The sequence below is a fragment of the uncultured Imperialibacter sp. genome (assembly GCF_963974565.1).
Lineage (GTDB): Bacteria > Bacteroidota > Bacteroidia > Cytophagales > Cyclobacteriaceae > Imperialibacter > Imperialibacter roseus.
In genome coordinates this window covers 84,911-109,936 of the sequence record NZ_CAXBCJ010000002.1, presented here as the reverse complement: position 1 = coordinate 109,936, position 25,026 = coordinate 84,911, and the positions used below count along the sequence as shown (strand labels likewise).

General features: G+C 46.9%; 20 protein-coding genes. 5 read left to right on the top strand and 15 right to left on the bottom strand.

Features of this window, described 5'->3' with window-relative positions:
- Positions 1–5: 5 nt before the first annotated feature.
- Positions 6–1,511: an acetyl-CoA carboxylase biotin carboxylase subunit gene (locus tag AAC052_RS03295; protein WP_339810910.1), complete on the bottom strand. Its 1,506-nt coding sequence runs from the start codon at positions 1,509–1,511 to the stop codon at positions 6–8.
- Positions 1,512–1,670: 159 nt separating this feature from the next.
- On the opposite strand from AAC052_RS03295, the gene AAC052_RS03290 reads away from it, so the two are divergent.
- Together AAC052_RS03290 and AAC052_RS03285 are read left to right on the top strand one after the other, a co-directional pair.
- The gene (locus AAC052_RS03290) at positions 1,671–2,921 is read left to right on the top strand and encodes an aminotransferase class I/II-fold pyridoxal phosphate-dependent enzyme (protein ID WP_317491699.1); all 1,251 of its coding nucleotides are present in this window, start codon (positions 1,671–1,673) and stop codon (positions 2,919–2,921) included.
- A 95-nt stretch (positions 2,922–3,016) separates the two neighbouring features.
- Positions 3,017–3,190 carry a histone H1 gene (locus tag AAC052_RS03285; RefSeq protein ID WP_151996684.1) on the top strand — a complete coding sequence of 58 codons (174 nt, stop codon included), beginning with the start codon at positions 3,017–3,019 and terminating at the stop codon, positions 3,188–3,190.
- Positions 3,191–3,281: 91 nt separating this feature from the next.
- On the opposite strand, the gene dapA is transcribed toward AAC052_RS03285, so the two are convergent.
- Genes dapA through AAC052_RS03240 form a run of 9 tightly spaced genes read right to left on the bottom strand, consistent with a single transcriptional unit; the run spans position 3,282 to position 10,859 of the window.
- Entirely contained in the window at positions 3,282–4,157 is an 876-nt protein-coding gene (gene dapA, locus AAC052_RS03280; protein WP_339810907.1) for a 4-hydroxy-tetrahydrodipicolinate synthase, read from the bottom strand.
- Positions 4,150–4,671 carry a hypothetical protein gene (locus AAC052_RS03275; protein ID WP_339810904.1) on the bottom strand — a complete coding sequence of 174 codons (522 nt, stop codon included), beginning with the start codon at positions 4,669–4,671 and terminating at the stop codon, positions 4,150–4,152. Before AAC052_RS03275 ends, dapA begins: the two co-directional genes overlap by 8 nt.
- On the bottom strand, positions 4,671–6,725 hold the full coding sequence (gene ligA, locus AAC052_RS03270; RefSeq protein WP_339810903.1) for an NAD-dependent DNA ligase LigA: 2,055 nt from the start codon (positions 6,723–6,725) through the stop codon (positions 4,671–4,673). Before ligA ends, AAC052_RS03275 begins: the two co-directional genes overlap by 1 nt.
- Before the next feature lie 49 nt (positions 6,726–6,774).
- Entirely contained in the window at positions 6,775–6,975 is a 201-nt protein-coding gene (gene xseB, locus AAC052_RS03265) for an exodeoxyribonuclease VII small subunit (RefSeq protein WP_317491703.1), read from the bottom strand.
- Positions 6,968–8,272, bottom strand: a complete 1,305-nt coding sequence (gene xseA, locus AAC052_RS03260) for an exodeoxyribonuclease VII large subunit (RefSeq protein WP_339810900.1) — start codon at positions 8,270–8,272, stop codon at positions 6,968–6,970. Before xseA ends, xseB begins: the two co-directional genes overlap by 8 nt.
- Before the next feature lie 30 nt (positions 8,273–8,302).
- Positions 8,303–9,268, bottom strand: a complete 966-nt coding sequence (locus tag AAC052_RS03255; RefSeq protein WP_339810899.1) for a hypothetical protein — start codon at positions 9,266–9,268, stop codon at positions 8,303–8,305.
- 48 nt (positions 9,269–9,316) lie between these two features.
- Entirely contained in the window at positions 9,317–9,814 is a 498-nt protein-coding gene (locus tag AAC052_RS03250; protein WP_317491706.1) for a hypothetical protein, read from the bottom strand.
- Between the two features lie 10 nt (positions 9,815–9,824).
- Positions 9,825–10,277: a hypothetical protein gene (locus tag AAC052_RS03245; protein WP_317491707.1), complete on the bottom strand. Its 453-nt coding sequence runs from the start codon at positions 10,275–10,277 to the stop codon at positions 9,825–9,827.
- 42 nt (positions 10,278–10,319) lie between these two features.
- Positions 10,320–10,859, bottom strand: a complete 540-nt coding sequence (locus tag AAC052_RS03240; RefSeq protein WP_317491708.1) for an RNA polymerase sigma factor — start codon at positions 10,857–10,859, stop codon at positions 10,320–10,322.
- Positions 10,860–11,042: 183 nt separating this feature from the next.
- On the opposite strand from AAC052_RS03240, the gene AAC052_RS03235 reads away from it, so the two are divergent.
- Entirely contained in the window at positions 11,043–11,492 is a 450-nt protein-coding gene (locus tag AAC052_RS03235) for a MarR family transcriptional regulator (RefSeq protein WP_317491709.1), read from the top strand.
- Positions 11,493–11,513: 21 nt separating this feature from the next.
- Here AAC052_RS03235 and AAC052_RS03230 read toward each other — a convergent pair whose 3' ends face one another.
- The 3 genes from AAC052_RS03230 to AAC052_RS03220 all read right to left on the bottom strand — a co-directional run bounded on the left by AAC052_RS03230 (position 11,514) and on the right by AAC052_RS03220 (position 15,366).
- Complete coding sequence (locus AAC052_RS03230) at positions 11,514–13,166, bottom strand: glycerol-3-phosphate dehydrogenase/oxidase (protein ID WP_317491710.1); 1,653 nt, start codon at positions 13,164–13,166, stop codon at positions 11,514–11,516.
- A 65-nt stretch (positions 13,167–13,231) separates the two neighbouring features.
- Positions 13,232–14,155 (bottom strand): universal stress protein, encoded by a 924-nt coding sequence (locus AAC052_RS03225; protein ID WP_317491711.1) that lies wholly within the window; start codon positions 14,153–14,155, stop codon positions 13,232–13,234.
- A 125-nt stretch (positions 14,156–14,280) separates the two neighbouring features.
- A complete protein-coding gene (locus tag AAC052_RS03220; RefSeq protein WP_317491712.1) occupies positions 14,281–15,366 on the bottom strand; it encodes an aminotransferase class V-fold PLP-dependent enzyme in 1,086 nt (361 codons plus the stop codon).
- A 209-nt stretch (positions 15,367–15,575) separates the two neighbouring features.
- On the opposite strand from AAC052_RS03220, the gene AAC052_RS03215 reads away from it, so the two are divergent.
- A complete protein-coding gene (locus tag AAC052_RS03215) occupies positions 15,576–19,025 on the top strand; it encodes a ThuA domain-containing protein (protein WP_339810893.1) in 3,450 nt (1,149 codons plus the stop codon).
- A gap of 143 nt (positions 19,026–19,168) precedes the next feature.
- Positions 19,169–19,723: a DUF1080 domain-containing protein gene (locus AAC052_RS03210; RefSeq protein ID WP_317492358.1), complete on the top strand. Its 555-nt coding sequence runs from the start codon at positions 19,169–19,171 to the stop codon at positions 19,721–19,723.
- Positions 19,724–20,269: 546 nt separating this feature from the next.
- Here the strand turns inward: AAC052_RS03210 and AAC052_RS03205 are convergent.
- Both AAC052_RS03205 and AAC052_RS03200 read right to left on the bottom strand, forming a co-directional pair.
- Positions 20,270–21,607 (bottom strand): vanadium-dependent haloperoxidase, encoded by a 1,338-nt coding sequence (locus AAC052_RS03205; protein ID WP_339810891.1) that lies wholly within the window; start codon positions 21,605–21,607, stop codon positions 20,270–20,272.
- Positions 21,607–24,963, bottom strand: a complete 3,357-nt coding sequence (locus AAC052_RS03200) for a VCBS repeat-containing protein (RefSeq protein WP_339810889.1) — start codon at positions 24,961–24,963, stop codon at positions 21,607–21,609. The genes AAC052_RS03205 and AAC052_RS03200 overlap by 1 nt, the downstream gene beginning before the upstream one ends.
- Positions 24,964–25,026: the final 63 nt, after the last annotated feature.

Here is a 25,026-nt window from a genome sequence, read left to right as displayed (position 1 = left end):
TTCTGCTACAGTTTTGCTCTTCGTTTCCACCGGCTCAACTTTGCATCCGACGGGGAACTGGATGTTTTTTCCATGGTACCGGTTTGATTGACAGCTATTTGCTTTACTCCCAGGAGGGCTGCTATCTGCGCTTCCTCTTCTGTTAGGCCAACATCCAGCGACACCGGAATGAAGTATTTCTCAACAAACCTGGTATCGAAATTTCCCGATGCAAAGGCCTCATGCTGAAGAACAAAACTGCAGAATGGCAGTGTCGTTTTTATGCCTGATATTTTGTACTCGTGTATGGCCCTGAGCATTCTCCCGATGGCAAGTTCTCTTGTTTCGGCATGCACGGTCAGCTTGGCAATCATTGGGTCATAATATATAGGTATATCCATGCCTTCTTCAAAGCCATCGTCCACCCGCACGCCAAGTCCCTGCGGGCGCACATAGGTAACCAGCTTTCCAATGTCAGGCAAGAAGCTATTGGCCGGGTCTTCTGCGTATACCCTCACTTCCAGTGAGTGGCCATGTATTTTTAAATCCTCTTGTTTAATTTCAAGCGGCCTGCCTTCAGCAATCAATATCTGCTGTCTAACAAGATCAATTCCCGTAATTTGCTCGGTGACCGGATGCTCTACCTGCAAGCGGGTGTTCATTTCAAGGAAGAAGAAATCCAGATTTTCATCTACTATGAATTCGACGGTTCCAGCGCCATAATAGTCGCATGCTTTGGCCACTCTCACTGCTGCTTCACCGATAGCCTTTCTTTTCTGTTCACCATAAACGGAAGAAGGTGCTTCCTCAATAACCTTTTGATGCCGCCGCTGAATACTGCATTCCCTTTCAAATAGATGGATGATGTTGCCATGCTGGTCGCCCAGCACCTGCACCTCTATGTGTCGTGGCGATGTAATGTATTTTTCAATAAAAACTGCACCGTCTCCAAAAGCTGATTCTGCTTCACTGATGGCCCTTTGCATTTGTTCTTCAAATTCACTCTCCTCGTTCACAATCCTCATTCCCTTGCCGCCGCCGCCTGCACTTGCTTTAATAAGTATTGGGTAGCCCACTTCGGCAGCCTGCTTTTTGGCTTTAGCTATATCTGTGATCGCAGTCTGGATACCCGGCACCATGGGTATGTCGTAGTGAGAAACAGCCTCCTTGGCCGCCAGCTTGCTACCCATCACCTCAATAGAAGCAGGAGAGGGGCCAATGAAGATAAGTCCGGCCTTCGCTACTTTCGCAGCAAAGGCAGCGTTCTCGGAGAGAAAACCATATCCGGGGTGAATGGCGTCAGCCCCGGCTTGTTTTGCCACGTCAATGATGGCGTCCATCCGAAGGTAGGATTCTTTGGATGGAGGTGGCCCAACACAGAAAGCTTCATCGGCATAGCGAACATGCAAGGCCTTCCGATCAGCTTCGCTGTATATCGCAACAGTCTTTATCCCCATTTCCCGGGCTGTCCGCATCACTCGCAGGGCTATTTCGCCTCTGTTGGCAATTAATATCTTCTTAATGTTGGGCATTGATGTTGTTTTGACAGTCAGTGAGCACAATGCTACTTATTTCAATTATAAATTCTAAACTCCCCATGTATTATTTAAAGTTGGTTTGATATGCCGAATTATTCCTATTAGATTTGTGTGTTTTTTGAAAAACTCGCACAGATAACGCTAAATTAATAAATGGATCTTTTTGAGAAACTTCTTCAGGACAAGGGACCACTAGGTCGTCATAAGTTCATCGATGATAATTACTACATGTTCCCCAAACTTGAAGGGGAAATCGCTCCAAGAATGATGTTCAAAGGCCAGGAAGTACTTACCTGGAGTCTCAACAACTACCTTGGTTTGGCTAACCATCCGGAGGTGAGAAAAGTAGATGCCGAGGCAGCTGCCAACTGGGGACTTGGTTATCCAATGGGTGCGAGAATGATGACTGGTAATTCAAACTACCATGAGCAACTTGAGAAAGAATTGGCCAAGTTTGAAGAAAAGGATGATGTGATGCTGCTGAACTACGGTTACCAGGGAATCATGTCTGTAATAGATGCTCTTGTTGATAGAAAAGATGTTATCGTATACGATGCAGAATCACATGCCTGTATCATAGATGGTCTTCGCTTGCATATTGGTAAGCGTTTTGTGTATCCACACAACGACATGGTCAGTCTTGAGAAACAACTGCAAAGAGCTACGAAGCTTACTGAAGAATCTGGTGGTGGTATCCTTGTCATTACAGAAGGTGTTTTCGGAATGAGTGGCAACCAGGGTAACCTGAAAGGTATTGCAGCACTCAAGAGTAAATACAACTTCAAGCTTCTTGTGGATGATGCACATGGTTTTGGTACTATGGGCAAAACGGGTGCTGGCACAGGAGAGGAGCAGGGAGTTCAGGATCAAATCGACCTTTACTTTTCTACCTTCGCCAAATCTATGGCGAGCATCGGTGCTTTTGTGGCTGGTGAAGCAGAAATTATCGACTTCCTTCGTTACAATACAAGGTCTCAAATTTATGCCAAGTCTATCCCAATGCCTTTGATCATTGGCGGGCTTAAGAGACTGGAAATACTAAGAACTCAACCTCAGCACAAGGATAACTTGTGGAAGATTGTTCGTGCTGTACAAGACGGCTTCCGGGCTAAAGGCTTTAATATTGGAACTACTACCTCGCCGGTCACGCCGGTGTTGCTAAAAGGTGATCTTTATGAGGCAGCAAACCTTGTAAGAGACCTTCGAACTAATCACGGTATTTTCTGCTCGATGATTGTTTATCCGGTGGTTCCCAAAGGAGTGATTATGCTCCGAATTATCCCAACTGCTGTGCATACTCTGGAAGACGTTAAGGTGACCATTGCCGCCTTTGAAAAAGTTAAAGGCAAATTAGATGAAGGAATCTATGCAAAAGCAGGGTCAAAAGGTGCTACAGTTGGATAGTTTTCCACAAATTAGCACTCGGGATATGCATTTTTAAACAATTTATTTATATTGCTCAACCTTTTTAATTCATCAATAACCTAAAATTCTTACATATGAAAAGATTTGACCAAATCAGAGATTTAGTTATGTCACTTGAAGGAGACTTCGTGAAATTTTATGACAAAGAAAACCAAGCTGCAGGTACGAGAGTACGTAAAGGCATGCAAGAGCTGAAGAACTTAGCTCAAGAAATTAGAATTGAGGTTCAGAACAAGAAAAACGGTTAATTAGTTATATAACCTGCTTACTTATAAAGGAATCTATGGCCTTCGGAAGTTTTCCGAAGGCCTTTTTTTGTACTAATAATAAGAGGGGTTTTCAGATACTGCCGATAGCAGACTTGATCCTGGCTTTCAGCGTGCTACTCGCTGAAACCAAAGGCATTCTTACCCGGTCGTTGCCGATGCCAAGAGCGCTTACAATGGCTTTGATACCCGTAGGGTTTCCTTCTTCAGTAGTGAGCTGAATTACTTCATACAATTTGTGTAAAACAGCGCTCGCCTTTGCAGCGTCACCGGCCAGCGAATGACGAACCATTCCACTGAACTCAGCTGGGAATGCATTGGCTATGACCGATATCACACCGCTACCTCCAATCGAAAGTATGGGCACAGTTAACACGTCATCTCCCGATATCAGCTGAAAGCCTTCAGGCATTGACCGGGCAACTTCTATGCACTGCACTAAATCGCCCGAAGCTTCTTTGATGGCAATGATATTGGGGTGCTTTGCCAGCTCCAGTGTAGTTGAAGCTTTAATATTGCAGCCAGTCCTTCCGGGTACGTTGTACAGTATGATGGGCAGCTTGCTATGGTCAGCCAGGTAGGTGAAATGCTGCAGTAATCCTGCCTGGTTGGGTTTATTATAATAAGGTGTAACGGAGAGCAGGGCCTTTAAAGGATATTGCTCCAACTGTGGCATGAAGTCTACAAGCTCTTTGGTATCGTAGCCACCAAGGCCAAACACAACGGGCAGGTTCTTGCTGTTGTTCTTGAAAACGAATGAAAGTATTTTGTGTTTTTCCGCTATGGAAAGAGTAACAGACTCACCTGTTGTGCCCAGCACCACCAGGTAGTCAACCCCGCCTTCGCTTACGTGATCAAGCACTTTCTTTAAAGCGTCGAAATCTATCTCCAGCTGTTCATTAAAAGGAGTAATCAGGGCTACCCCAGTCCCACTTAACCAATCATGCATTTGCCCTTAGTTTTTTGATATAGAAGTAAATCTTGTCGAGGAATACCTCGAAGTCAGTAGAAGGGTCAATGTGTATCATCAGTTGGTAGAAGTCTTTCCTTTCTACCATAAAGTGTCCAATCTTACACTTTGCATTCGCTCTGGATAAGATGTTGTCAACGAACTCATGAGATTCAGTATCTAAATTGATAAGGAAGTCAAAGTTGCGAGTCAAAAATAGGTCTATTTCTTCAGAAGTTAGCTTACCCCACACAGATAAGTTGTCAGTAGAGTAGCGGGGAATTCTATACCGGGAGGTGGCTTCCTTTTTTGGGAAGAAAGCCAATGTGGTCACTTCTTTTTTATCTATTTGAATTTGGCGAATGAAGCTTAGCACCTTTTCATAGTGCTCGTCGTTCAAATACTTGAAAATGATCCCTATTTGATCTGCATCAGAATAACCAGGTGACACTTGCAGTGTACTTTTTCTAATTGCTTTTTTCGTATGAACCGGTAGTAATAGTTTGCCCAGCATTAGTTGATCATTTTTAGGAAGTCGTCTTCTGAAATAATTTTCACACCAAGCTCGCTGGCCTTCTCAAGCTTTGCAGGCCCCATATTATCACCAGCCACCAGAAAGTTGAGCTTGGCCGAGACTGAGGATACGACCTTGCCACCATTTTGTTTAATGATGCTCTTCAAATCGTCACGTTCAAATCCTTTGAAAACACCGCTAATGACAAAAGTTTGTCCGGCCAGTTTGTCGCTGGCAGCAACGAACGCTCCACCTTCCGTTTTGAGTTTCAACCCGGCTGCCGAAAGTTTATTAATGAAGTCCACATTTTTCCCTGAGCCAAAAAAGTCAATCACCGACTGAGCGATTCTTTCGCCAATTTCCGGTGCCTCCAGCAGCTGTTCATAGCTGGCCTTGCTGATTTCCTCGATGCCTCCAAAATGCGTCGCCAATTTTTCAGCCACTGTTCTTCCCACGTACCTGATGCCCATGCCGAAGAGAACATTTTCGAAAGGCTGCTCTTTCGACTTTTCAATAGCATCGACAATGTTGCGGGCAGATTTCTCCCTCAGGCTTCTGGTAACAGTATCGCCTTTTTTCTCCGAATAGCTGGAAAACTCCAGGCCATTAAGTTGTTCAAAGGTCAAGAAATAGATATCCGCTGGGTCTTTGATCAGGCTGTGACTGAGCAGGCCAGCAATAGTTTCAGGCCCCATGCTTTCGATATTCATGGCATTGCGCTGAATGAAATGCTCGATGCGGCCTTGTATCTGCGGTGGGCAACCGTCGGTGTTGGGGCAATAGTGCACTGCCTCACCCTCGGTTCTCACCAGAGGCGTTCCACATTCCGGGCACTTATCAAGATAAACTACTGCCTGGCTGCCCGGTTTCCTTTGTGCCGTGTCGACACCCGTTACTTTGGGAATAATCTCGCCTCCCTTTTCAACAAACACCATGTCGCCGACCCGCAGGTCGAGTCGGGCAATTTCATTGGCATTGTGTAACGAGGCCCGCTTCACAGTGGTGCCAGCCAGCAGCACTGGTTTTAATTCTGCCACCGGGGTTACTGCGCCGGTCCGCCCTACCTGATAGGTAATGTCGAGCAACTCGGTGATCGCACTTTGTGTTTTGTATTTGTAGGCAATGGCCCAGCGGGGACTTTTGGCCGTAAAGCCCAGCAGCCGCTGCTGAGTGATTGCATTCACTTTAATCACAACGCCGTCGGTATCGAGCGGTAAGTCAAGCCTTTTTGTTTCCCACTCAGCAATGTACTTCAGCACATCGTCTATAGTGGCGCATTTTCCATAGGTAGGGGATACGTTGAATCCCCACTTTTCCAGCAAGTGCACTGCTTCCTCGTGTGTTTGTATAAGGCTTTCCACGCCAAGCAGTGAGTATACGTAACAGTCGAGGCGGCGCTTGGCCACTGCTGCTGAATCCTGCTGTTTCAGTGTGCCTGATGCAGTATTTCTTGGATTAGCCAAAAGAGGCTCGCCTATGTCTTCCTTTTCAGCATTGATCTTGTCGAACATTTTCCGGGGCAGGAAAACTTCACCCCGCACTTCAAACGCTGATGGATAGTCTCCGTCTTTGCCAAGTCGCAGCGGGATACTGTGGATGGTTCTGGCATTGTTGGTCACATCATCACCCTTTGTTCCGTCGCCTCTGGTCACGGCCCGGGAAAGACGACCGTTTTCGTAGGTAAGGCTGAGTGCAACACCATCAAACTTCATTTCGCAGAAATACTCGTAAGGCGCACCCTCCAATGCTTTGGATACCCGCTGATCAAAATCACGGAGTTCCTGCTCAGAGTACGTGTTTCCCAGCGAAAGCATGGGATACTTATGCTCAACGGATTCGAAGTCTTTGGTGACTGTGCCACCAACCCGAAGTGTGGGAGAATTTTCGTCCACAAACTCAGGAAACGCAGCTTCAAGCTCCTGGAGCTTTTTTAATAGTGTGTCAAAATCAAAATCGGAGATTTCTGTCCTGTGCTCCTGGTAGTAAAGGCGGTTGTGGTAGTTTAGCTCCTGGCTAAGCCTTGCTATTTCTTCTCTGGCTTCTTCCTTGGTCATGATGGCAAATTAAGGCACCTAAATTTCTACAAATAAGCCGTCAAATGCATCATTCTTCCAATTTTTTCATAGCCTCGGTCAGCTGCACTTCTGTGTGAGTAAGCTTTTCCTTGCAGTAGAGGATCAAATCGGTCGCCCGCTGAACCATTTTTGTTATTTCATCCACATCCAATTCGGCACTTTCTATCTTCTCCACAATACCCTTTAGCTCATCTAACGCTTCGGAATAAGACAATTTTATATTACTCATGGTCATTAAGGCTTTTTATTTGAGACGTTAAGACCCCATGGCTGTAGTGAGTCACAATGGAATCCCCATTCTTTAATTTACTGTTCTTCAAAAGTTTCCCCTCCAGGGTGGTAATGCTGTATCCCCTTGCCAACACTTTCTTTGGGTCGCTGGCTTCAACCGACTTCTCTGCTATAGCCAGCTGGTTTTTTGCGGCCTTCAACTGCTCATTCACTGTATGGATAGTAGTAGCGGAAACTTCTCTAAGGCGGTTTCGTTCCCGTTCTATCTTCCATTTTGCCGACTGCGCTATATCTCTTTTAACGCTGTTGATATAGGAGAGACCCTGCGCCATTTGTTGCCTGGCAAGGTAGTTCAGGTCTTTTGAAAGTTGCCCCAGCAGGTGCTTCTGACCTCTCATTTCTTCATCAACCTGCCGCAAAAGCCTGCTTGCCATCCACTGGATAGACTCGGTGAACGCCTCGAAACCTTCAAGGATAAAATCGGCCACGGCGGTAGGGGTCTTGAGCCGGGTGTGTGCCACCATATCGGCAATGGTTTCGTCTCTTTCGTGGCCTATGCCGGTGAGCACAGGCAGGGGAGCATTGGCTATGGCCGCACAAACATTGTATTCGTTGAAAACGTCCAAATCGAGCTGTGCACCCCCACCACGGATGACAACAATAGCATCGAAGTCACCTTTTTCTTTGGAAATATTTTCGATGGCCCCGAGGATGGCTCGCTCAGCTTCATCTCCCTGCAAAGTCACAGGAAAGAGCTTCGTCGACACCGCATAGTGTTTTTTATTGTTTTCCAGCTGATGCAAAAAATCGCCATAGCCGGCAGCGGTGGACGAGCTTATGACGGCGATTCGTTGTGGGACAACAGGAAGCACCAAACCTTTGTTGCGATCGATAAGGAACTCTTCAGTTAACCGTGAAATGACCTCCTGCTTTTTTCTCTCCCTTTCTCCAATGGTGAAGTTGGGGTCTATATCTTTGATGGTCAGGTTGAGGCCATATACTTCGTGAAAGCTCACCTGCGCATTGGCCAGTATTTTAATTCCCTGCCTTAAAGAGTTGCCGGTTATTTTCTCAAACCATTGATTGATGTTCCTGAAGTCGTAGGCCCAAATGGCTGCCCGAAGTTTGGCTTTCACCTGCTGATGGTCTTTTTCAAGCAACTCAAGGTAGCAATGCCCCTTGGCATTCACCTTCATGTCGCCAATTTCGGCTGTTACCCAATAGGAAGGGGCGAGGTTGCCGGAAATAGCATCCTTGATAGTAAAGGCCAACTCTGAAAGGGTTACAGTCTGCATCTGAACAAGAAAACCCAAATATAAAGAATCTTACTTCTTTTGGCGGAGTGGAATCATATAACCCAGGCTTGTGCTGAAATAGCTATTGGGTTTGGTGTCAGCCAGCGACTCCCCGGGCAACTCAACGGGTATGTTGTAGGTGTAGGAGAGAAGCAAGCTAAACTGTTTGTACCTGAGGGAGATGGGGGTAGAAAAGCTTACGTTCATCAAGCCAAACACATCCCTGGTGTCGGGTGTCAGCACTCTTCTTCGCAGCCTGGGAAAGCGCCTGATCAAACGCTGGATTCTTGGATCCGTGAGGTCTACATTGAAACGGTAGGAAACTAGCTCCTCGTTGCCAAATAGAAAGTTAGCGGAGGGGAACAGCGTAATTTTATCGAGAAACCAAACTTTTCGAAACACGATGTTACCTGAAAGAGCGCCGGAAAGGCGGTGTGCATCGCTATTACCAAAAAGATACGTGTAGTCGATGGTGGCATACAACCAGTCGGCGTCAAAAAATAGGGTGCCATTAAGCCCGTTAGGAGGAGAGGTAATGACAGAGTCCGTTAATGTCTGTGCATAAAAAGACCTTTCGAAGGCAATATTATAGGAGAGCCATTTGGTGGGAAGCCCTAGATAGCCCGCACTTAATACAGTCAGGCTGTAGTTGGGCTCAAACTGACTGTTCCAGTAGCCGGAAACATCTGCAAATGCACCGCTGTGATGATAAAATGAAACACCCGGCGTTAGCCCATACTGTTTCACGCTAAAATCTCTGCCAGCCGAAGTGACCCTGCTGGTGTAGGAAAGCCTGACATTCAATGTTGACGACTTTTGAGTAGCGGAAAGCACACTGTCGATCAACCTAAAGATTGACAGCGAGTCCATGTCGTCAAAAATGGACAATGAGTCTTCATAAGATAGCTTATAAACTGCAGTGGTGTCCTCCTGCGCCGCTGAGTCGAAACTCAAAAAGGCAAAGCCTGCAATCAATGCAAGCTTTGCCCATGCCAAACAGACAAAATGTATTCTCCCCCTTATGATACGCCGTGTTATCTAAATTCAGTTACCTCTTTTACCATTGATCCTGTCCTGGTTTCTTTCCCTGAGATTCTCCCGCATGTTTTGTTGCCTGGCTCTTCTTTCGAGCTGTTCCAGCACCATGCGGCGGAAATCGTCTTCAGCCTGCCGCAGCGAAACCAGCTGTCGGGTACTAATCACCCGGAGCAGTTTTTCGGAATATTCTTTTTCAAGATTAAGTTCTCTTTCTTTCACCTGAAAGCTCAGGTCCATCATAGCCCTGTTTTCTTCCTCAGTGGCAGTTTGAGGATTGAAGTCTCTCCGTGCATTTCTCATCTCTCCCAAAATGCTTCTTCTTTTGTCACTAAACTCCCGGTAAATAGGCCAGAATTGCTCTGCCTGTTCGGGTGTTAAGCCCAGCCGCTCGGTTATCACTCCAATTTTGGCAGCTTCCACCTTTTTCATCGCCTCCGGATCCTGCGCCCGCAAATAAGTGGCCAATAGCAAGATCATTAGGGTTATATATGTAAAACGTTTCATAATCATTCAATTAAAGGATGTCATCCTGTGTACTTAACTGATCATAGAGCTGTAGCAGCTCTTCATCAGTCATTTCTTCTTCTGGCAATAAATTTAGCTCACCGTCATTCCAAATTGAATCCTCTGCTTCAGCATGATTCATCAATTGCACGAGCTCATCGGCACTGACAGATTCGATTTCCAGATAGTAAATAAGGTCGGCTGTAGCCACTGCATCGAGAGGGTTCAAATCTACCTCTGTTGCTTTATTGTTGTTCCAAACAAACAATCCAACACCCAGCATAAGCACCATGGCAAGTGCCGACAAGGACCATTTGGGAGAAAGCAAGGGCTGCCACACTGGTGAACCAGCAGTTTTTGCTTCTATCCTTTTCTGCATCTTCAATGGAAACTCATCGAAGTACCTTTCGGGTGCCTCAAACGGCTCTTTCCTTTCTATATCGTCGAGCTTAAACTTTTTCATCTGAAGTCGATTAATACTTTGATTGTTTTTTGAGCCAAAGGTTTAACCAGCAGTAACATATTCTTCTATTTTTTTGGCTGCCAGGTGATAACTCGCCTTGAGCGCACCTACGCTTGTGCCGGTTATGCTGGCTATCTCCTCAAACTTTAACTCGTCGTAGTACCGCATGTTAAAAACGAGGCGCTGTTTGTCCGGTAGTTTCAAAATAGCCTTTTGCAGCTTCAACTCAATCTCGCTACCAGACAACCCTGCCGACTGCTCAGCTTTTGCAAACAATTCGCTGCTTATGTCGTGAATAGGGAGGAAAAACCTTCTCTTTTTTTTTGCCAGAAACTGCAAACACTCATTACTGGCTATCCGATAAACCCAGGTGAAAAGCCTGGCATCTTCCCTAAAGTTATCAATTCCTTTCCAAACCTTTAAAAAGACCTCCTGAAGCACGTCGTCTGCGTCATCGTGGTCTATCACCATTCGTCTAACTACAGCGTACATTGGCTTCTGATAGTGGCGTACAAGCAGAGAGAAGCCAAATTGCTTCGACGATGGATCCCTTATTTTTTCAAGAATGTCTTTCTCCTGCAAAACCAGATTTTAGCTATTAGATAAAGATACGAAGTGAAGGTTTAAAGAGGCGATAGATTTATTTCTCCAAATAATACATGTACCTACAACTATCTTGTAATTTATTTCGTTGTTTTCTTACAAATAGATGTTAACAAAGCAGTTAAATACTAATTTAGGGTGCCTGGAAAATAATTTATTGAAATGGGAATAGCCGAAGACATAAAACAACCAAAATTCAAAAGCGAGTTTCAGAAGGCGACGATCAACCTTTTTTATACTGCCAGTTGGCTTGGTGAAAAACAACATACCTTTTTCAAGGGATTTGGTATAACCGCAGCTCAGTTCAATGTATTGAGGATTCTAAGAGGGCAATACCCTCAGCCGTCAACGGTAAACCTAATCATTGACCGAATGCTGGATCGCATGTCTAATGCCTCGAGAATAGTGGATAAGCTGGAAAGCAAGGAGCTGGTGATTAGAAAACAGTGCCCGAATGATCGTCGTGCAGTAGATGTATTGATTTCTGATAAAGGACTTGAATTGCTAGGCAGGATAGATAAAGCAATGGATGTTCATGAGAGGCAGATTTGCAATTTGACCGAAGAAGAAGCTGTTCAGCTCAACGATTTGCTGGATAAGTTCAGAGCATAGTAATTTGAATATAAATGCCTTCTAGGCAAAAGTGGTTACTCTTTTCAGCGCTTCATCAATGGCTTGTTTTTCCAGAGCTATTCTGTCCTCACCCCATCCAAACTTTTTTGCAAAATATTTGAGAGTTAGGTGTGAAAATTCATTGACACTATCAATGTCAAAATAAAGCCTTCCGGAACGCTGCACCAGATAATCGACCGGCTTGCAAATCATTTCGTTTTCAAATGAGAAGTCCAGTTCGGCCATTAGCAGCTTCTCCCTGATGTCATTCACCTGCTGGTAATCAGGCAGCATGCTTAGAATGGTGTCAGTCTGCTTCCCATACGTAGACACCAAATACCATGATTCATAAGGAGCTGCTCCAAGCTTTTTCAGTGCTTTTTCAATTGCTGAAGTGTATTTCTCAACTTCTTTGTAGTTTTTGAAATCGCCTCCAGGCAATGTAAGGCTGTCTGTACTGCATTTTACAAACTTGTGTTCATTCTTCTCGTACATGCGCTCCATCACCACATCCACAATGCGCTCAGCCATCTTTCTGTAGCCAGTAAGCTTGCCACCAGCAATGGAAAGCAGCCCGCTTTCCGACTCGAATATTTCGTCCTTCCTTGAAAGTTCAGACGCCGACTTGCCATCTTCATGAATCAGAGGACGAAGCCCGGCCCACGAAGAGCATACATCTTTGATGGTAAGATGTACGGAGGGGAAGGTATTCATCACCGCCGAGAGCAGGTAGTCTGCATCCTCCTTTTTGGTAAGCACAAGGTCTTTGTTGTCTTTATAATCGGTGTCAGTGGTACCGATATAGGTAATCTTGCCACGAGGGATAGCAAATATCATTCTGCCATCGGGTACGTCGAAATACACCGCTTGCTTAAGTGGAAACTTAGCGTGAGGCACCACAATATGTACTCCTTTGGTGAGATGAAGCCGCTTACCTTCCAGAGAATGGTCCTGATCTCTAAGTGTGTCTACCCATGGGCCGGCCGCATTGATGATATAGTTGGATTTTACTTCTATCTCCTCACCGGTAATTTCATTAAACACCTTTACGCCAACAGCCTTTGACTTTTTGTAGATGAATTCCTTTACATGACAGTAGTTGAACGGCATGGCACCCAACTGGGCCGCCCTCTTCATGTTCTCAATAGTAAGCCGGGCGTCATCAGTTCTGTATTCTGCGTAGTAGCCACTACCGATAAGCTTCTCGGGATTGAGCAGTGGTTCTTTCGCCAATGTTTCCTCCTGGTTGAGCATTTCCCGGCGGTCGTCTCCATCTACTCCGGCCAGCACATCGTATACCCATAAGCCAAGTGACGTCGCCCACTTTCCAAATGTGCCGTCTTCTACGAGGGGGAGGAGCATTTTTTCAGGAATGACCATGTGAGGGGCCATTTTGTGCACTATGGAGCGTTCCATTCCCACTTCTCGCACGAGACCAATCTCCAGCTGTTTGAGATAACGCAGGCCGCCGTGTATGAGCTTGGTCGACCGGCTGCTGGTGCCCGAAGCAAAGTCACCCTTTTCGAACAACACTACTTTGAGTCCTCTCTTGGCAGCATCGACAGCAATGCCGGCCCCTGTAATGCCACCGCCAATAACGATGACATCAAAACGTCCAGTGGAGAGCGATTTGAATTGTTTGAAATGAGACGACGCCGAAAATTGGAATTCCATGCCAGCAAGTTATGATAAGAGGGCTTATTATAAAATCACATGGCGGCAAGAATGTTTTAAAATAGTTACAGTTCTTTCAGGTACTCCAGCAAACCTTCCGTTCTTCCCGTAGGTCTTATCACAAGGATGGGGATTTTTGAGTCAATTTGCACCAGTTTTTCTGCGTTTGTACCTATGAACAGGGCGGCTGTTGCCGAACGCCCTTTGGCTCCAATGATGATGATGTCGGCGAGGCTCTTTTTAGCAACGGCAAAAATAGTCCCCATCACGTCGTCGTTCTTGTCGAGCGAATAAATCGGTTCAATGTCAATGCCCTCAGTGTCTATCTGCTTGATGAACTTCTCATAGTTTTTTTCTGCGTTGGCTTTCATTATGGCAGCAAATTCCTTGTAGGATTTGCCCGTGTAGTGGTAGCCCTGAGGCACGTTGTAGACGTTCTGCGCTATAATTTTCACCGGTTTAGTATTGGATCGGGCAATTGCCACCGCCTGTTGCATGGCGTCAAGAGAGTAGTCGGAAAAATCGATAGGAACAAACAGCTTCTCAAGTGCATGGTCATACTCTTTGGGGACTATAAGCAGAGAGCACCCTGCACGCCTCGCAAGACGGTTGATAATGATGCCGCCGCTTTTGGGCTTTGGTTTTCGCCCCACCATGATCAGGTCTATCTTTTTCTCATCAGCAAACTTCATGATCTTTTTGGTAGGCTGTCCCTGCTTCACAAGGAAGTTGACCTTTATTCCGTCCGGAAAACTGTAGTACTGATTGACTTTGTTTTCCATCTCATGCTTTCTGTCGACAATGAGTTGTTCCACAACAGTTGGGAATTCCTTGATAAGCTCTTCAGGCACGCTGAAGTCCCTGATCACATTATAGAAGTAAATCTCTTTGGACTTAAACGCAGTGGTGATGAATGACGCTGCTTTGATCAACTGCTCATCAATATCAGTCAAGTCGAGTCCTACCAGAATTTTATGAAAATTATGCATCTACTTCATTAAGGTTTTATCAACACAAAGTTACTTTACTAAAACTAATTTATTCTTGAAACAACTCCGCCTAAGAAGTATTTGTACGGTATTTTTTTGGCCATTAGCAGTTAAATGGGCAAAAATCATTGCTTGAAGGTGTCAATCGTGTCGACCAGCAGCTCGATGCTTTCTTTTGAGTGTGTTGGAAAGTTGGCAACCCGGATATGCGAATCTTTGAACGGGCCATAACCACTACCCACTACCATGCCTCTAGTTTTCAAAAAATCGATCAATGCCGCTGTGTGTTGCCCTGTTTCTGCCACAATCACTGTTTTGGATCTGGCGCCTGCGTCTTTTACAAAAGGAGCAAACAAAGGATGATTTTCGAAATAGGTGTACAGCACCGTTGCTTTGTATTCCGCTTCAATTCGGATTCTGTCCAGGCCTTTGGACAGCATATCACCGGCGACTTTGCCAAGTAGGTAGATGAACAAGACGTTTGGCGTTTCCGGCGTCTGCTTCTTGAGGCCACCTTCGTGTAGCTTGAGCAGGCTGTGGTAGGAGCCAATTACCTGACCTTTTGATTGTAAGGCCTTTGCTCTTTCGAGACAGCGATCGTTGTAAAACCAAACACCCAATCCGGCCGGCAAGCCGAAGCATTTCTGCACTGAAAGGTAGGCAGTGTCGATTTTGCTAAAGTCAATATTGGAAACTGGCGCTGAGCTAACAAAGTCTACAGCAATCAGCGCATTTGGATAGGCGGCTTTAAGCTGTTCTATCTCATTTTGCGGGAAGGCAACGCCGGTGCTGGTTTCATTTTGCGTGACCGAAATAAGCTCTGCGGAAGCTGGAATAGCGACCTCTCCGATAGGTGTGTAGCTGCCGTAGTCAGCCTTTGCCATTTTAGCAGTCCGGCCCAGCTCTCCGGCTATTTCATAAAACCTTTGAGAAAATGACCCATTGACAAAATGGAAGGATTCTTTCTCTACACAGTTTTGAATCAGTCGCTCCCACACCTCGGTGGCGGAAGCGGTAAAAGCCAGGTGAAAATCGTTGGGCAGGCCAAACAGGGTGCGGAGATTGCTTTCAGCCTCTGCATAAATTTCCTGAAACCGCTTACTTCTATGAGAAATAGCAGGTATTTGCTCTTTGAGGGCGTTTTTTAAATGCTCCTCCACAGTGAAATAGATGTCGGAAGGGCCTGGGGTGAAGTAAATTTTCTTTGCCATAAAGGGTGGATAAAAAATCGATAGAACCGTTGCGCAAAAATGAGGAAGTAATGTGGCTCTAACAAAGAAATAAGCTGGGAAAAAGTGTTTTTGTTTGGCAATTTGCTAAGGGCATCAAAAGCTTTCATCCTTCAATTTTTCCATTCATAAACTCTCGAATCAGAAAGCAGCAAGAATAGCCTTACATTTAATTGTTTAAGCTACATCCTATGAAACTACTTCTTTACTCCAGGCACCTCCTTTCTGGCTGTGTTCTTTTACTCTCATTGCTAACACTTGAATCGTGCGAAAATGGTTCAGGCGGCCCAAGGGTGCTGGTTTTTTCTGAAACCAGGGGCTACCAGCATGGCTCCATTCCCTATGGGATAGCCGCTATTCAAAAATTAGGCGAGGAGCACGGGTTTGCCGTAGACACCACCCGTAACTCCGAGGTATTTACCGACGATAACCTAAAGAAGTATAAAGCAGTAGTATTCAATTGCACGACCGGTAATGTACTGAATGCCAAACAGCAGGCGGCCTTCGAACGCTATATCCAGGCGGGTGGTGGCTATATTGGTATTCACTCTGCCGCTGACACCGAATATGACTGGCCGTGGTACGGCAAACTCATGGGAGCCCACTTTTCCAGCCATCCCCGAAATTCCAATATTCAAAAAGCCACTGTGCTTGTCACCGACACTACGCATATTTCTACAAAGGGGCTTCCAGCCAAATGGGAAAGAACAGACGAGTGGTATAGTTATAAAAGCTTTTACTCTGAGTTGAATGTGCTCGCCTACCTGGACGAAAACACCTACAATGGTGGCACGAATGGAGCCAACCACCCCATTGCTTGGTACCATGAGTTTGACGGCGGTCGGGCCTTCTACACCGGAGGCGGTCATGTGGAAGACAGCTTTAGTGACCCCTTGTTTCTACAGCATCTTTATGGCGGTATTCAATATGCCATGGGAGAAAATGTGACCCTTGATTACTCTAGATCATATGCGGTGGAAGCGCCTGAGGAAAATCGTTTCGTGAAAACAATCCTGGTGAATGACCTTGACGTGCCGATGGAAATGGCCATTGCTGACGACGGGAGGCTTTTTTACACCGAAATGTTCAACGGAAAGCTATGGATGTTCGACACAAAGAGCGGGGAGAATAAGCTGGTGCATCAGCTCGATGTGATGAACAAAGGAGGCACCGGACTGATAGGAGTGACGCTTGACCCGGACTTTGCCAGCAACGGATATATTTATCTGTATCACTCACCGCCGATGGAGGGGGAACCATTTTTCTTCCATTTGTCCCGATTTGTGGTAACTGCCGACAACACGCTAGACCTGAATTCGGAAAAAGTGCTCTTGAAAGTGCCTGTGCAGATCAACAGCGGGGCACACCATGGTGGCTCACTGGCCTTCGACAAGGATGGCAACCTGATTCTATCGACCGGGGATGGCACCACACCATTTCCTTCGAATGGTTATGCACCCATCGACGAAAGGCCTGAGCCTCAGTACTTCCCCATGGATGCGCAACGGTCGGCTGCCAACACCAACGATTTCAAAGGAAAGATTTTGCGGATTCGTCCGCAGGAAGATGGAACGTACACAATACCGGAAGGAAACTTGTTTGCACCAGGCACAGAGAAGACTTTGCCTGAAATTTATGCGATGGGCTGCCGCAATCCGTACCGGATAGCGATCAATCCTAAAACAGGAACAATCTATTGGGGCGAGATAGGGCCGGATGCAGGTGAGGACAGTATACAAGGCCCAAGAGGATATGATGAATTTAACCAGGCCAAAAAGGCAGGCTACTTCGGCTGGCCTTACTTTGTTGGCAACAACTACGCCTACGCTGAGTGGGACTTTGCCACAAACACCGCAGGGCCGAAATATGACCCGGCAGCACCGGTGAACAACTCGCCGAACAATACGGGTCTTACTAACCTGCCTCCTGCGACTCCAGCAATGATTTGGTACCCTTACGCTGCATCACCCGATTTTCCTGAGCTGGGCAAAGGAGGAAGAAGCGCCATGGCGGGGTCTTTTTACACATATAATGCTTCGCAGAAGTCTCCAAATGGGTTTCCCGAGTATTTCGACGGCAGCTTGTTCGTATTCGATTGGATGAGAAACTGGGTCATGGTGCTGCGGTTCGATGAAAACGAGAACTATGTGCGCAACAAGCCCTTTATGACCAACAATGGCGACTTCCGAAGACCTATTGATATGGTGTTCAGCAAGGAAGGCGTGATGTACATGCTGGAGTACGGGTCGGTGTACGGTGCCGATAATGACGATGCGAGGTTGGTCAGGGTGGAATACAATACCGGCAACCGGGCACCAATTGCCAGGGCAAGCATTGTCGACTCGGTAGCGATGGAGGAGATGAGATCCAGGGCTTTTGTTACCTCAGAGTCACGATACAAGGGGCCTTCGGAAATAGCAGGTGTGGCACCACTGGCCGTGAAGTTCAGCAGCGCTGGCACAACCGATTATGATGATGACGATAAAATGAGCTTCCAGTGGTTGTTTGATGGGAAGACAGTGGGAGCTACGGAGCGCAACGCAAACTATACCTACGAGACGCCAGGACTGTATAACGCAGTGTTGCGGGTAATCGACGAGGCTGGTGCGGTAGGCTTGGATACAGTGCTGGTGCGAGTGGGCAACGAGCGGCCACAGGCAGCAGTTGAAACGGCTGGCAACAAGTCGTTTTTCTGGGACAATAATCCGTCGTTCGCTTACAAGGTGAGGGTAAACGACAGGGAAGAAGGGGCGATACCCTCTTCAGCAGTGACTGTATTGTTTGACTACAATCCCACGCCAAGTATGGCAGCAGCGGAAGCAGTTGGTCACCAGGCAGTGCTGGGGGATAACTCTCTTGGTAAATCGCTTATTGAGGCCAGCGATTGTAAGGCTTGCCATACGGTAAAAGACATTTCTGTCGGGCCCGCCTACCTGAAAGTGGCAGAAAGATACAAGGGAGACCCTTCGGCAGTCAATACATTGGCCAGGAAGATTATCCAGGGCGGCGGCGGCAACTGGGGCGACGTGCACGTGATGGCAGCCCACCCGCAGATCCCCATGGACGACGCCAAAGAGATTGTCAATTACATTCTATCGCTGGCCAACCCATCAACGGCTACTACGCTGCCGGCGGAAGGCAAAGTGGCCCTGAACAAGCACAAAAAAGACGATAGACGTGGTGTGTATAATTTATTGGCTACCTACACAGACAAAGGCGCCAATGGCGTGGGGCCGCTGACCGGCTCAGAGCTAATTACTCTTCGAAATGCCAGGGTGAGCACGGTATTTGCAGACGCACACGAAGGCTTCCCACGGTGGGGAAACAGCTTGAGTCAGGGAGGCCATAAGTCTTATATTCTTTTGAAGAATATAGACATGACCGGGATCAAAGGGTTCAGCTACGAGTATGCCGCAGACAAGAAAAATGGCTATATAGAAGTTCGATTGGACTCATATGCCGGGCCAATTGTCAGCAAGACAGATTTTGTTGCCACGGGCTCCTGGGGTGAGAACGGTACAGTGAGCGGAACACTGGAAAAACCGTTAGAGGGACGCCATGATATGTACTTCTTTATCATGAAACCTGAAAAGCCGAACGACAACCTGGCGGTTTTGAAAACGATTCAATTTGAAAAATAGCCTATGCTATGGTAAGTTTCGCCTTTGGAGTCGACAGAAGGTAATACAATTTAGTAGCTAATAAAGATATACTTAAACAATAAGCAACAATGAAAAGAATGAAATTAACGGGGGTATCCTTGGCGATTGGCCTGGCGCTTTTGATGACTAACGGGGCGTTTGCTCAAAAATCCATTTTCAATGGCAAGAACCTGAAAGGGTGGAAGATTTACGGCACTGAAAAGTGGTTTGTAGAAGACGGCTTACTGGTGTGCGAAAGTGGGCCGGATAAAGGATACGGTTATTTTGCAACAGAGAAAACTTACAAGGACTTTGACCTTACGCTCGAGTTTCAGCAGGAGGCCAATGGAAACAGCGGTGTGTTTTTCAGGTCGAGCATCGAGGGCACAAAGATCACTGGCTGGCAGGCGGAAGTGGCACCTCCGGGACATGATACTGGTGGAATTTACGAGTCCTACGGCAGAGGCTGGTTGATCAAGCCAGATCCTGAAAAGGACAAGGCCCTGAAGATGGGAGAGTGGAACACGATGCGCATCAAGGTGGTGGGCGATGAAGTGACTACGTGGGTGAATGGTACCGAGATGATCTCTTTCAAAGACGAGAAGATCGGGCAGGCGACGGGGTCAATTGCCCTTCAAATTCACGACGGAGGTGGTATTCGTGTGAAGTGGAGAAACATCATGATCAAGGAGCTTTAAGGTGCCTATAAACGATGCTTTTTGCCATTTATTTCGGTTCGAAAAATTAATAGAAATATTGGTTCCTTCTCTTTGTCAAAAAGTATTGAATGCTCTAACTTCGTATTAAATCCTGAGCAGGCAGATGGTTCTAAACCTAACATGAATACAATTCCGGGTTAACCTTCTTGCCAAAACCAGGCCTCATCCGCCAGCTGGCGGACCTCGCCCGCCAGCTGGCGGGCAGGTTAACAGTGGAAGGTTGCGATAAGGAGGAGCCTAAATCTTGTCTAAAAGAGGTTTAGTTACCTCATTCCTGAGCAGGTAAAAGGCTTTCGGGTTCGCCCGAAAGCTTTTTTGTTTTCAGTCTCACCGAGTAGACGTCAGCAGTTTCCTGGGATCAAGCGATATTTCTGTGGGGTGCCCTTTAAACCAATATCCCAAGTGGTCATAAAAAAGCAAAAGGTCCAAGCCTAACCCGGCCGGGCAGGACGCATTGAACCAGTTTTGCTTTTTTATTTAACCACAAACGAAACATTCGATCCGGCAGAAATACCCGTTACTTTTTCAGTTTGTGCCTTTGCTAGCTGGCTTCAGAACCTTGTTGATGGAATTTGTGCCTACGGCCCGGCCTTGTTTTACTCCCTCGTCGCAGGCGTCTCGGTAGTGAATGCCGCCGTAAAGCCTTGAAATGGCCGCTTCGGCTGCAGCCTCGTAAAACGAATTGAAATCCCTTTCCGGTAATCCGAAATACACCTCAGAGTCGTCTCTAAAAGCGAAATTATCGCCGAGAAGTGTTGTGAGCACAACAGAAGAGGCTGCAGACACTACGCTGTGCCCGCTGGTGTATTCAGGAAAGGGAGGTGTTTGGAGAATTGGTCGCCATTCGGAGTCGATGTATTTGTTGATCATGGTTTCAGGCCTGATCCTGTCGCTGCGGTATTTTTCATCCCAGCAACTAATAAAGCCGTCGTGTAGGGTCGTGCTTACCATGGCATGAACAAAGAGGGTGGAGTCGAAGGAAATGTTAGCCTTTTCGCAGGCGATGCCCGCAATGCTCATCCAATGGCCGCCAGGAGAGATTTTCTTCAATCCAATGGCCATATGGCCGGAATAGGCTACAGCAAAGGGGTTGCAGTCCCAAAAGCTGGCAACCAGTTTGTGCTCTGGCGTTATGTTCTTCACAACATCATACACCTCCATGGTTTGCTTGTAAAACGAGCTGGTAGTGTCGAGGCTGAAAGGAGCCGGGGCTGCGGGCACAAACTGATCGTAAGACTCGAGAAAGAATGGTCTGATGGTTTTCCACTGCGGCTCGATGGCCGACATGTATTCAGGAGGTGTGGGGTACCACCGACCTTCCTCTTTGCTTGGCGTGTACCTGGTGTAGGTGCTCAGCTTATTGTATCCATCGCCTTTGGCATACTGAATGATTTGGTCTGCTATTTCAACGGCGTACTTCTTGTTCGCTTCAATCGATCTGGATGAAAGCTTGTATTGCTCTTTGAACTGAGCTTCCAACTGCTCCTGATTGGCTTTTAGCAGGTAGCCCGATGGCATGATCTTTTTTCCCACCTCCAGCATAGCATAGGTAGCGGCAAAAGTCAGGTAAAAGCCTTTTGCGGAGTAGGGGGCATGAACGCCCGGGTTTACTTTGAAGCTTGAGCCAATTTGGGGAATGTCGCTACCACTGGTGCTAGCTGTGTAGTAAGCACCCAGCATTGCATAAGCATAAAACCGGCTGGCGGCAGGTGGATTTGCCACATCGTGAAGCATCACCTCCGACAGGTGGAAGACGTTCTCGGCAAACACTTTGGCCGCTTCCGTATAGCTTAGGCTGGTCTGCGCAGAGGTGGCAAATTGCATAGTGCCCAACAAAACACCCAGTATAACAATCTTTCTCATCAGTTATTCAATTTATACGCTTCGATACCCACATTATTCACACCCACGAGCAGGAACTGCTCACCTGCCACATCTATCACGTCAAGCGACTTGGTATCTCCAGTGAACCTGAAGCCTGATTTTGATTGCGATACATATTTGAAATGCCCCTTTCCATCACCTTCATACAGTTGGCCAAAGTTGGCATCGATAACCCCCATGCGAATGCGAATAGAGCTTTGGTTACCCGCAACAACCAGGTCCATGTTGCCATCTTTGTTGTAGTCGACCAGCGTCATTGCATAAACAGGAGCGAACTGTGCTTCATCCGGCAAGGCGTGAGGAATGAGTTTGCCATCTCTATTTTCCAGGTACATACTCCGCAGCTCGGTGGCCTTCAGCTCTTTGGCATCCTTTAAGTCAGCTTTTGAGAAGATGGTGCTCAGCCTGGCATCGGCGTAGGAAGAATAGTCGGTATACTTGCTTCGCATAGCGTAAATCTGATCAAGCAGTTCGTCTCTGCTGGCAAATGGAACCGACTCGCCTTTAATGTAGTAGTTGAGGATGGGATCCACCGACCCATTGTTATCAAAGTCCTTGTAAACAAGGGTAATGGGCTCTTTTTCGCTGGCATGAAGCTGCGTATTTAGCCCGAAGTTCCCCACAACGATGTCAGGGTCGCCGTCTTTGTCAAAATCACGTACTACCATTTTGCTCCAGAGACCTGCGATTGGCTTGTCGAAATATTGGCTGGTTGACCGCTCCAGCGATTTTCCCTGCTTATTAATGAACACTTCAATGGTCATAAACTCGCCAACCACTACCAAATCATCCCACTTGTCGCCATTCAAATCCACCCAGGAAGCATCTGTCACCATGCCAATAGTGCCGAGTTCTTTGGCTTTGGCAGCCGTTACGTCGACAAACTTGCCGTTTCCTTTGTTCTCAAGGAAAAAGCTTTGCGGCACTTCGGGATACCTTCCGGGAATAACTCTTCCGCCCAGCACAAGATCCATGTCTCCATCTTTGTCAAAGTCGGCATAGGCGATGCATGATTTACTAACGAGCATGTCCGGTAAGGCATCCATCGCTTTGGTGAAGTTTCCTTTCCCATCGTTCAGGTAAAGCCTGTCTTGTGTGGCTTTATCCTTCTCGCTGTAATCATTGTAGCCACCGCTAACAAGGTAAAGGTCGAGGTCGCCGTCTTTATCGGCGTCGAAGAAGCTGGCACCTGCGTCTGTATACTGTAGGTCGGACTGCGTGACCGGAAAGTTGCCAGGCTCGAACGAACCAGCGGCCGACTGAATGAACAGCATCCCGGGGTTCTCCTGTGCGCCGCCCACGAAAATATCTTCTCTGCCATCTCCATTCACATCACCCGTCGTCATGATCGGGCCGCAGTTGGTGAGCATCGTCATCAGGAGTGGCTGACGTTTGAAGTCGTTGAAACCATACTCGAGGTGTTCGTAGTAGACAGGGCATTCTACTCTTGAAAAGTTTGTTGGCTCAAATGACGTCCTGGCAGAAGCAAACAGGTAAGGCTTTTCAGGATTTATTTCTTCTATCGTAATAGTTTGATTCGCAGCGATGCCTGAAAGCTTTTGCTCAGCACCACTCAGCCATGTTACTCTGATTGAGTCTATTTTGTTCTGCTGCCCAAGTCCGACATGAAGCCTGCCGGTAACGGACGACTGAAAGCCTCTGGTGGGCATCTGCTCAAAATATTGTACCTGTTCGCCTGCATACACATGTACTTTTGCACCGTAGCCCCTTGAGTTTTTTGAAAGGCCTTTCAGCGTAATGTCCAGGTAGTTGCGGTCGGGGTATCTTTGTTGGGTTTGATTTCTATAGATGGAAACGGCGTTATTTTGATTGTTGACGATCAGGTCAATATCTCCATCGTTGTCAAGGTCGGCATAAGCAGCGCCGCTGGAAAAGCCTGGATTGGCAAAGCCCCAGTCGTTGCTCATGTCCGTGAATGTCAGATCGCCATTATTTTTATAGATATAGTTATGAACGGGCGTGGACGTCATGGTGGAGACCAGGTGAAAGGTGTCGGCAGGCTGCTTTTCTCGGGCCATATCAAAGAAGTAGTCGCCCTTGTATTTCAGGAAGTCACGGTTGGTGTAGTCACGGAAATAGCCATTGCTGATGAACAGGTCTTTCCAGCCGTCGTTGTCGTAGTCGGCAAAGAGCGGAGACCAGCTCCAGTCGGTGTTGGAAATGCCAGAAAACTGCCCAATTTCGCTGTAGGTCCCATCGGTGTTGTTCAGATGGAGCATGTTGCGCATGTTCTGAAAATAGAAGCCGTTGATGACCAGCAGTGCAAAATGCTCGTAATTTTCCGGCCCGTAAAGCAGCTTTTGGCGCTTGTTGTCCTCCGGCAGCATGTCGAGCGTGTAAATGTCGGGCCAGCCGTCGTTGTTGATATCGCTGATGTCGCAGCCCATGGAGAAGTAGGAGATGTGCTGCATGTAGTTGGTCATCTCATCAGTAAATGTGCCGTCGCCATTGTTGATGTAGAGATAGTCGGGCTCTACATAGTCGTTGGATACGTAAATGTCCTGAAAACCATCCTGGTTCACATCTGCAATGTTGACGCCTAATCCGAAACCAAGCGGATTGCCTTTGATACCTGCTGAGGCGCTAATGTCGACAAAGTGCCCGTTGTCGTTCCTGTAAAGCTTGTCGCCAGCGTAGGGATCACGTGTTTCTTTTGCCTTGGCAAACTCAAACTCACGGATCACAGTAATGTTGTGATTGAGCAGGTACATGTCCAGATCACCATCATTGTCGATGTCGAAAAAGGCCGAGTGGGTGCTGTGCGATGGATCATCCAAGCCGTATTCTGCCGCCTTTTCTGTGAAGGTCAGGTCTTTGTTATTGATGAAGAGTTTATTCCTTCTGGTATCGGGCGCAGTTTTCCCTGAAAGGCATACATAGATGTCGAGCCAGCCATCTCCGTTAATATCCACCATGTTAGCTCCTGTCTTCCAGCCTGTACTCACAGCTGTTCCCGAAGACTTCGTGATATCTTTAAAGCTGAAATTGCCCTGGTTGAGGTAGAGCTGATTTTCTACCATATTACCAATAAGGTATACGTCGTCCAAGCCATCGTTATTGATGTCGCCAATGGCCACGCCGCCGCCGTTGTAGAAGTATTCGTAGGTGAGCACGTTGGCAGTAGGGCTCTCCGTCAATATGTTCTTGAATGTAATGCTTGTTTTAGTTGTGGGCATCAGCTCAAAAAGCGGTCCTTTTTGTTGACCAAAGGACAATGTGCTTATGAAAGACAGTGCTACTATTATATTAACAATCAAATAATTATTGATCGAAATAGCGCTGAATTGATTCAATATGTATCTACGGGCGTCCATCAGGGAAGAAGTAAAAATCCAACATCACAATTCGTAAGGGTTCAATTCTCAAATATGGCTGCA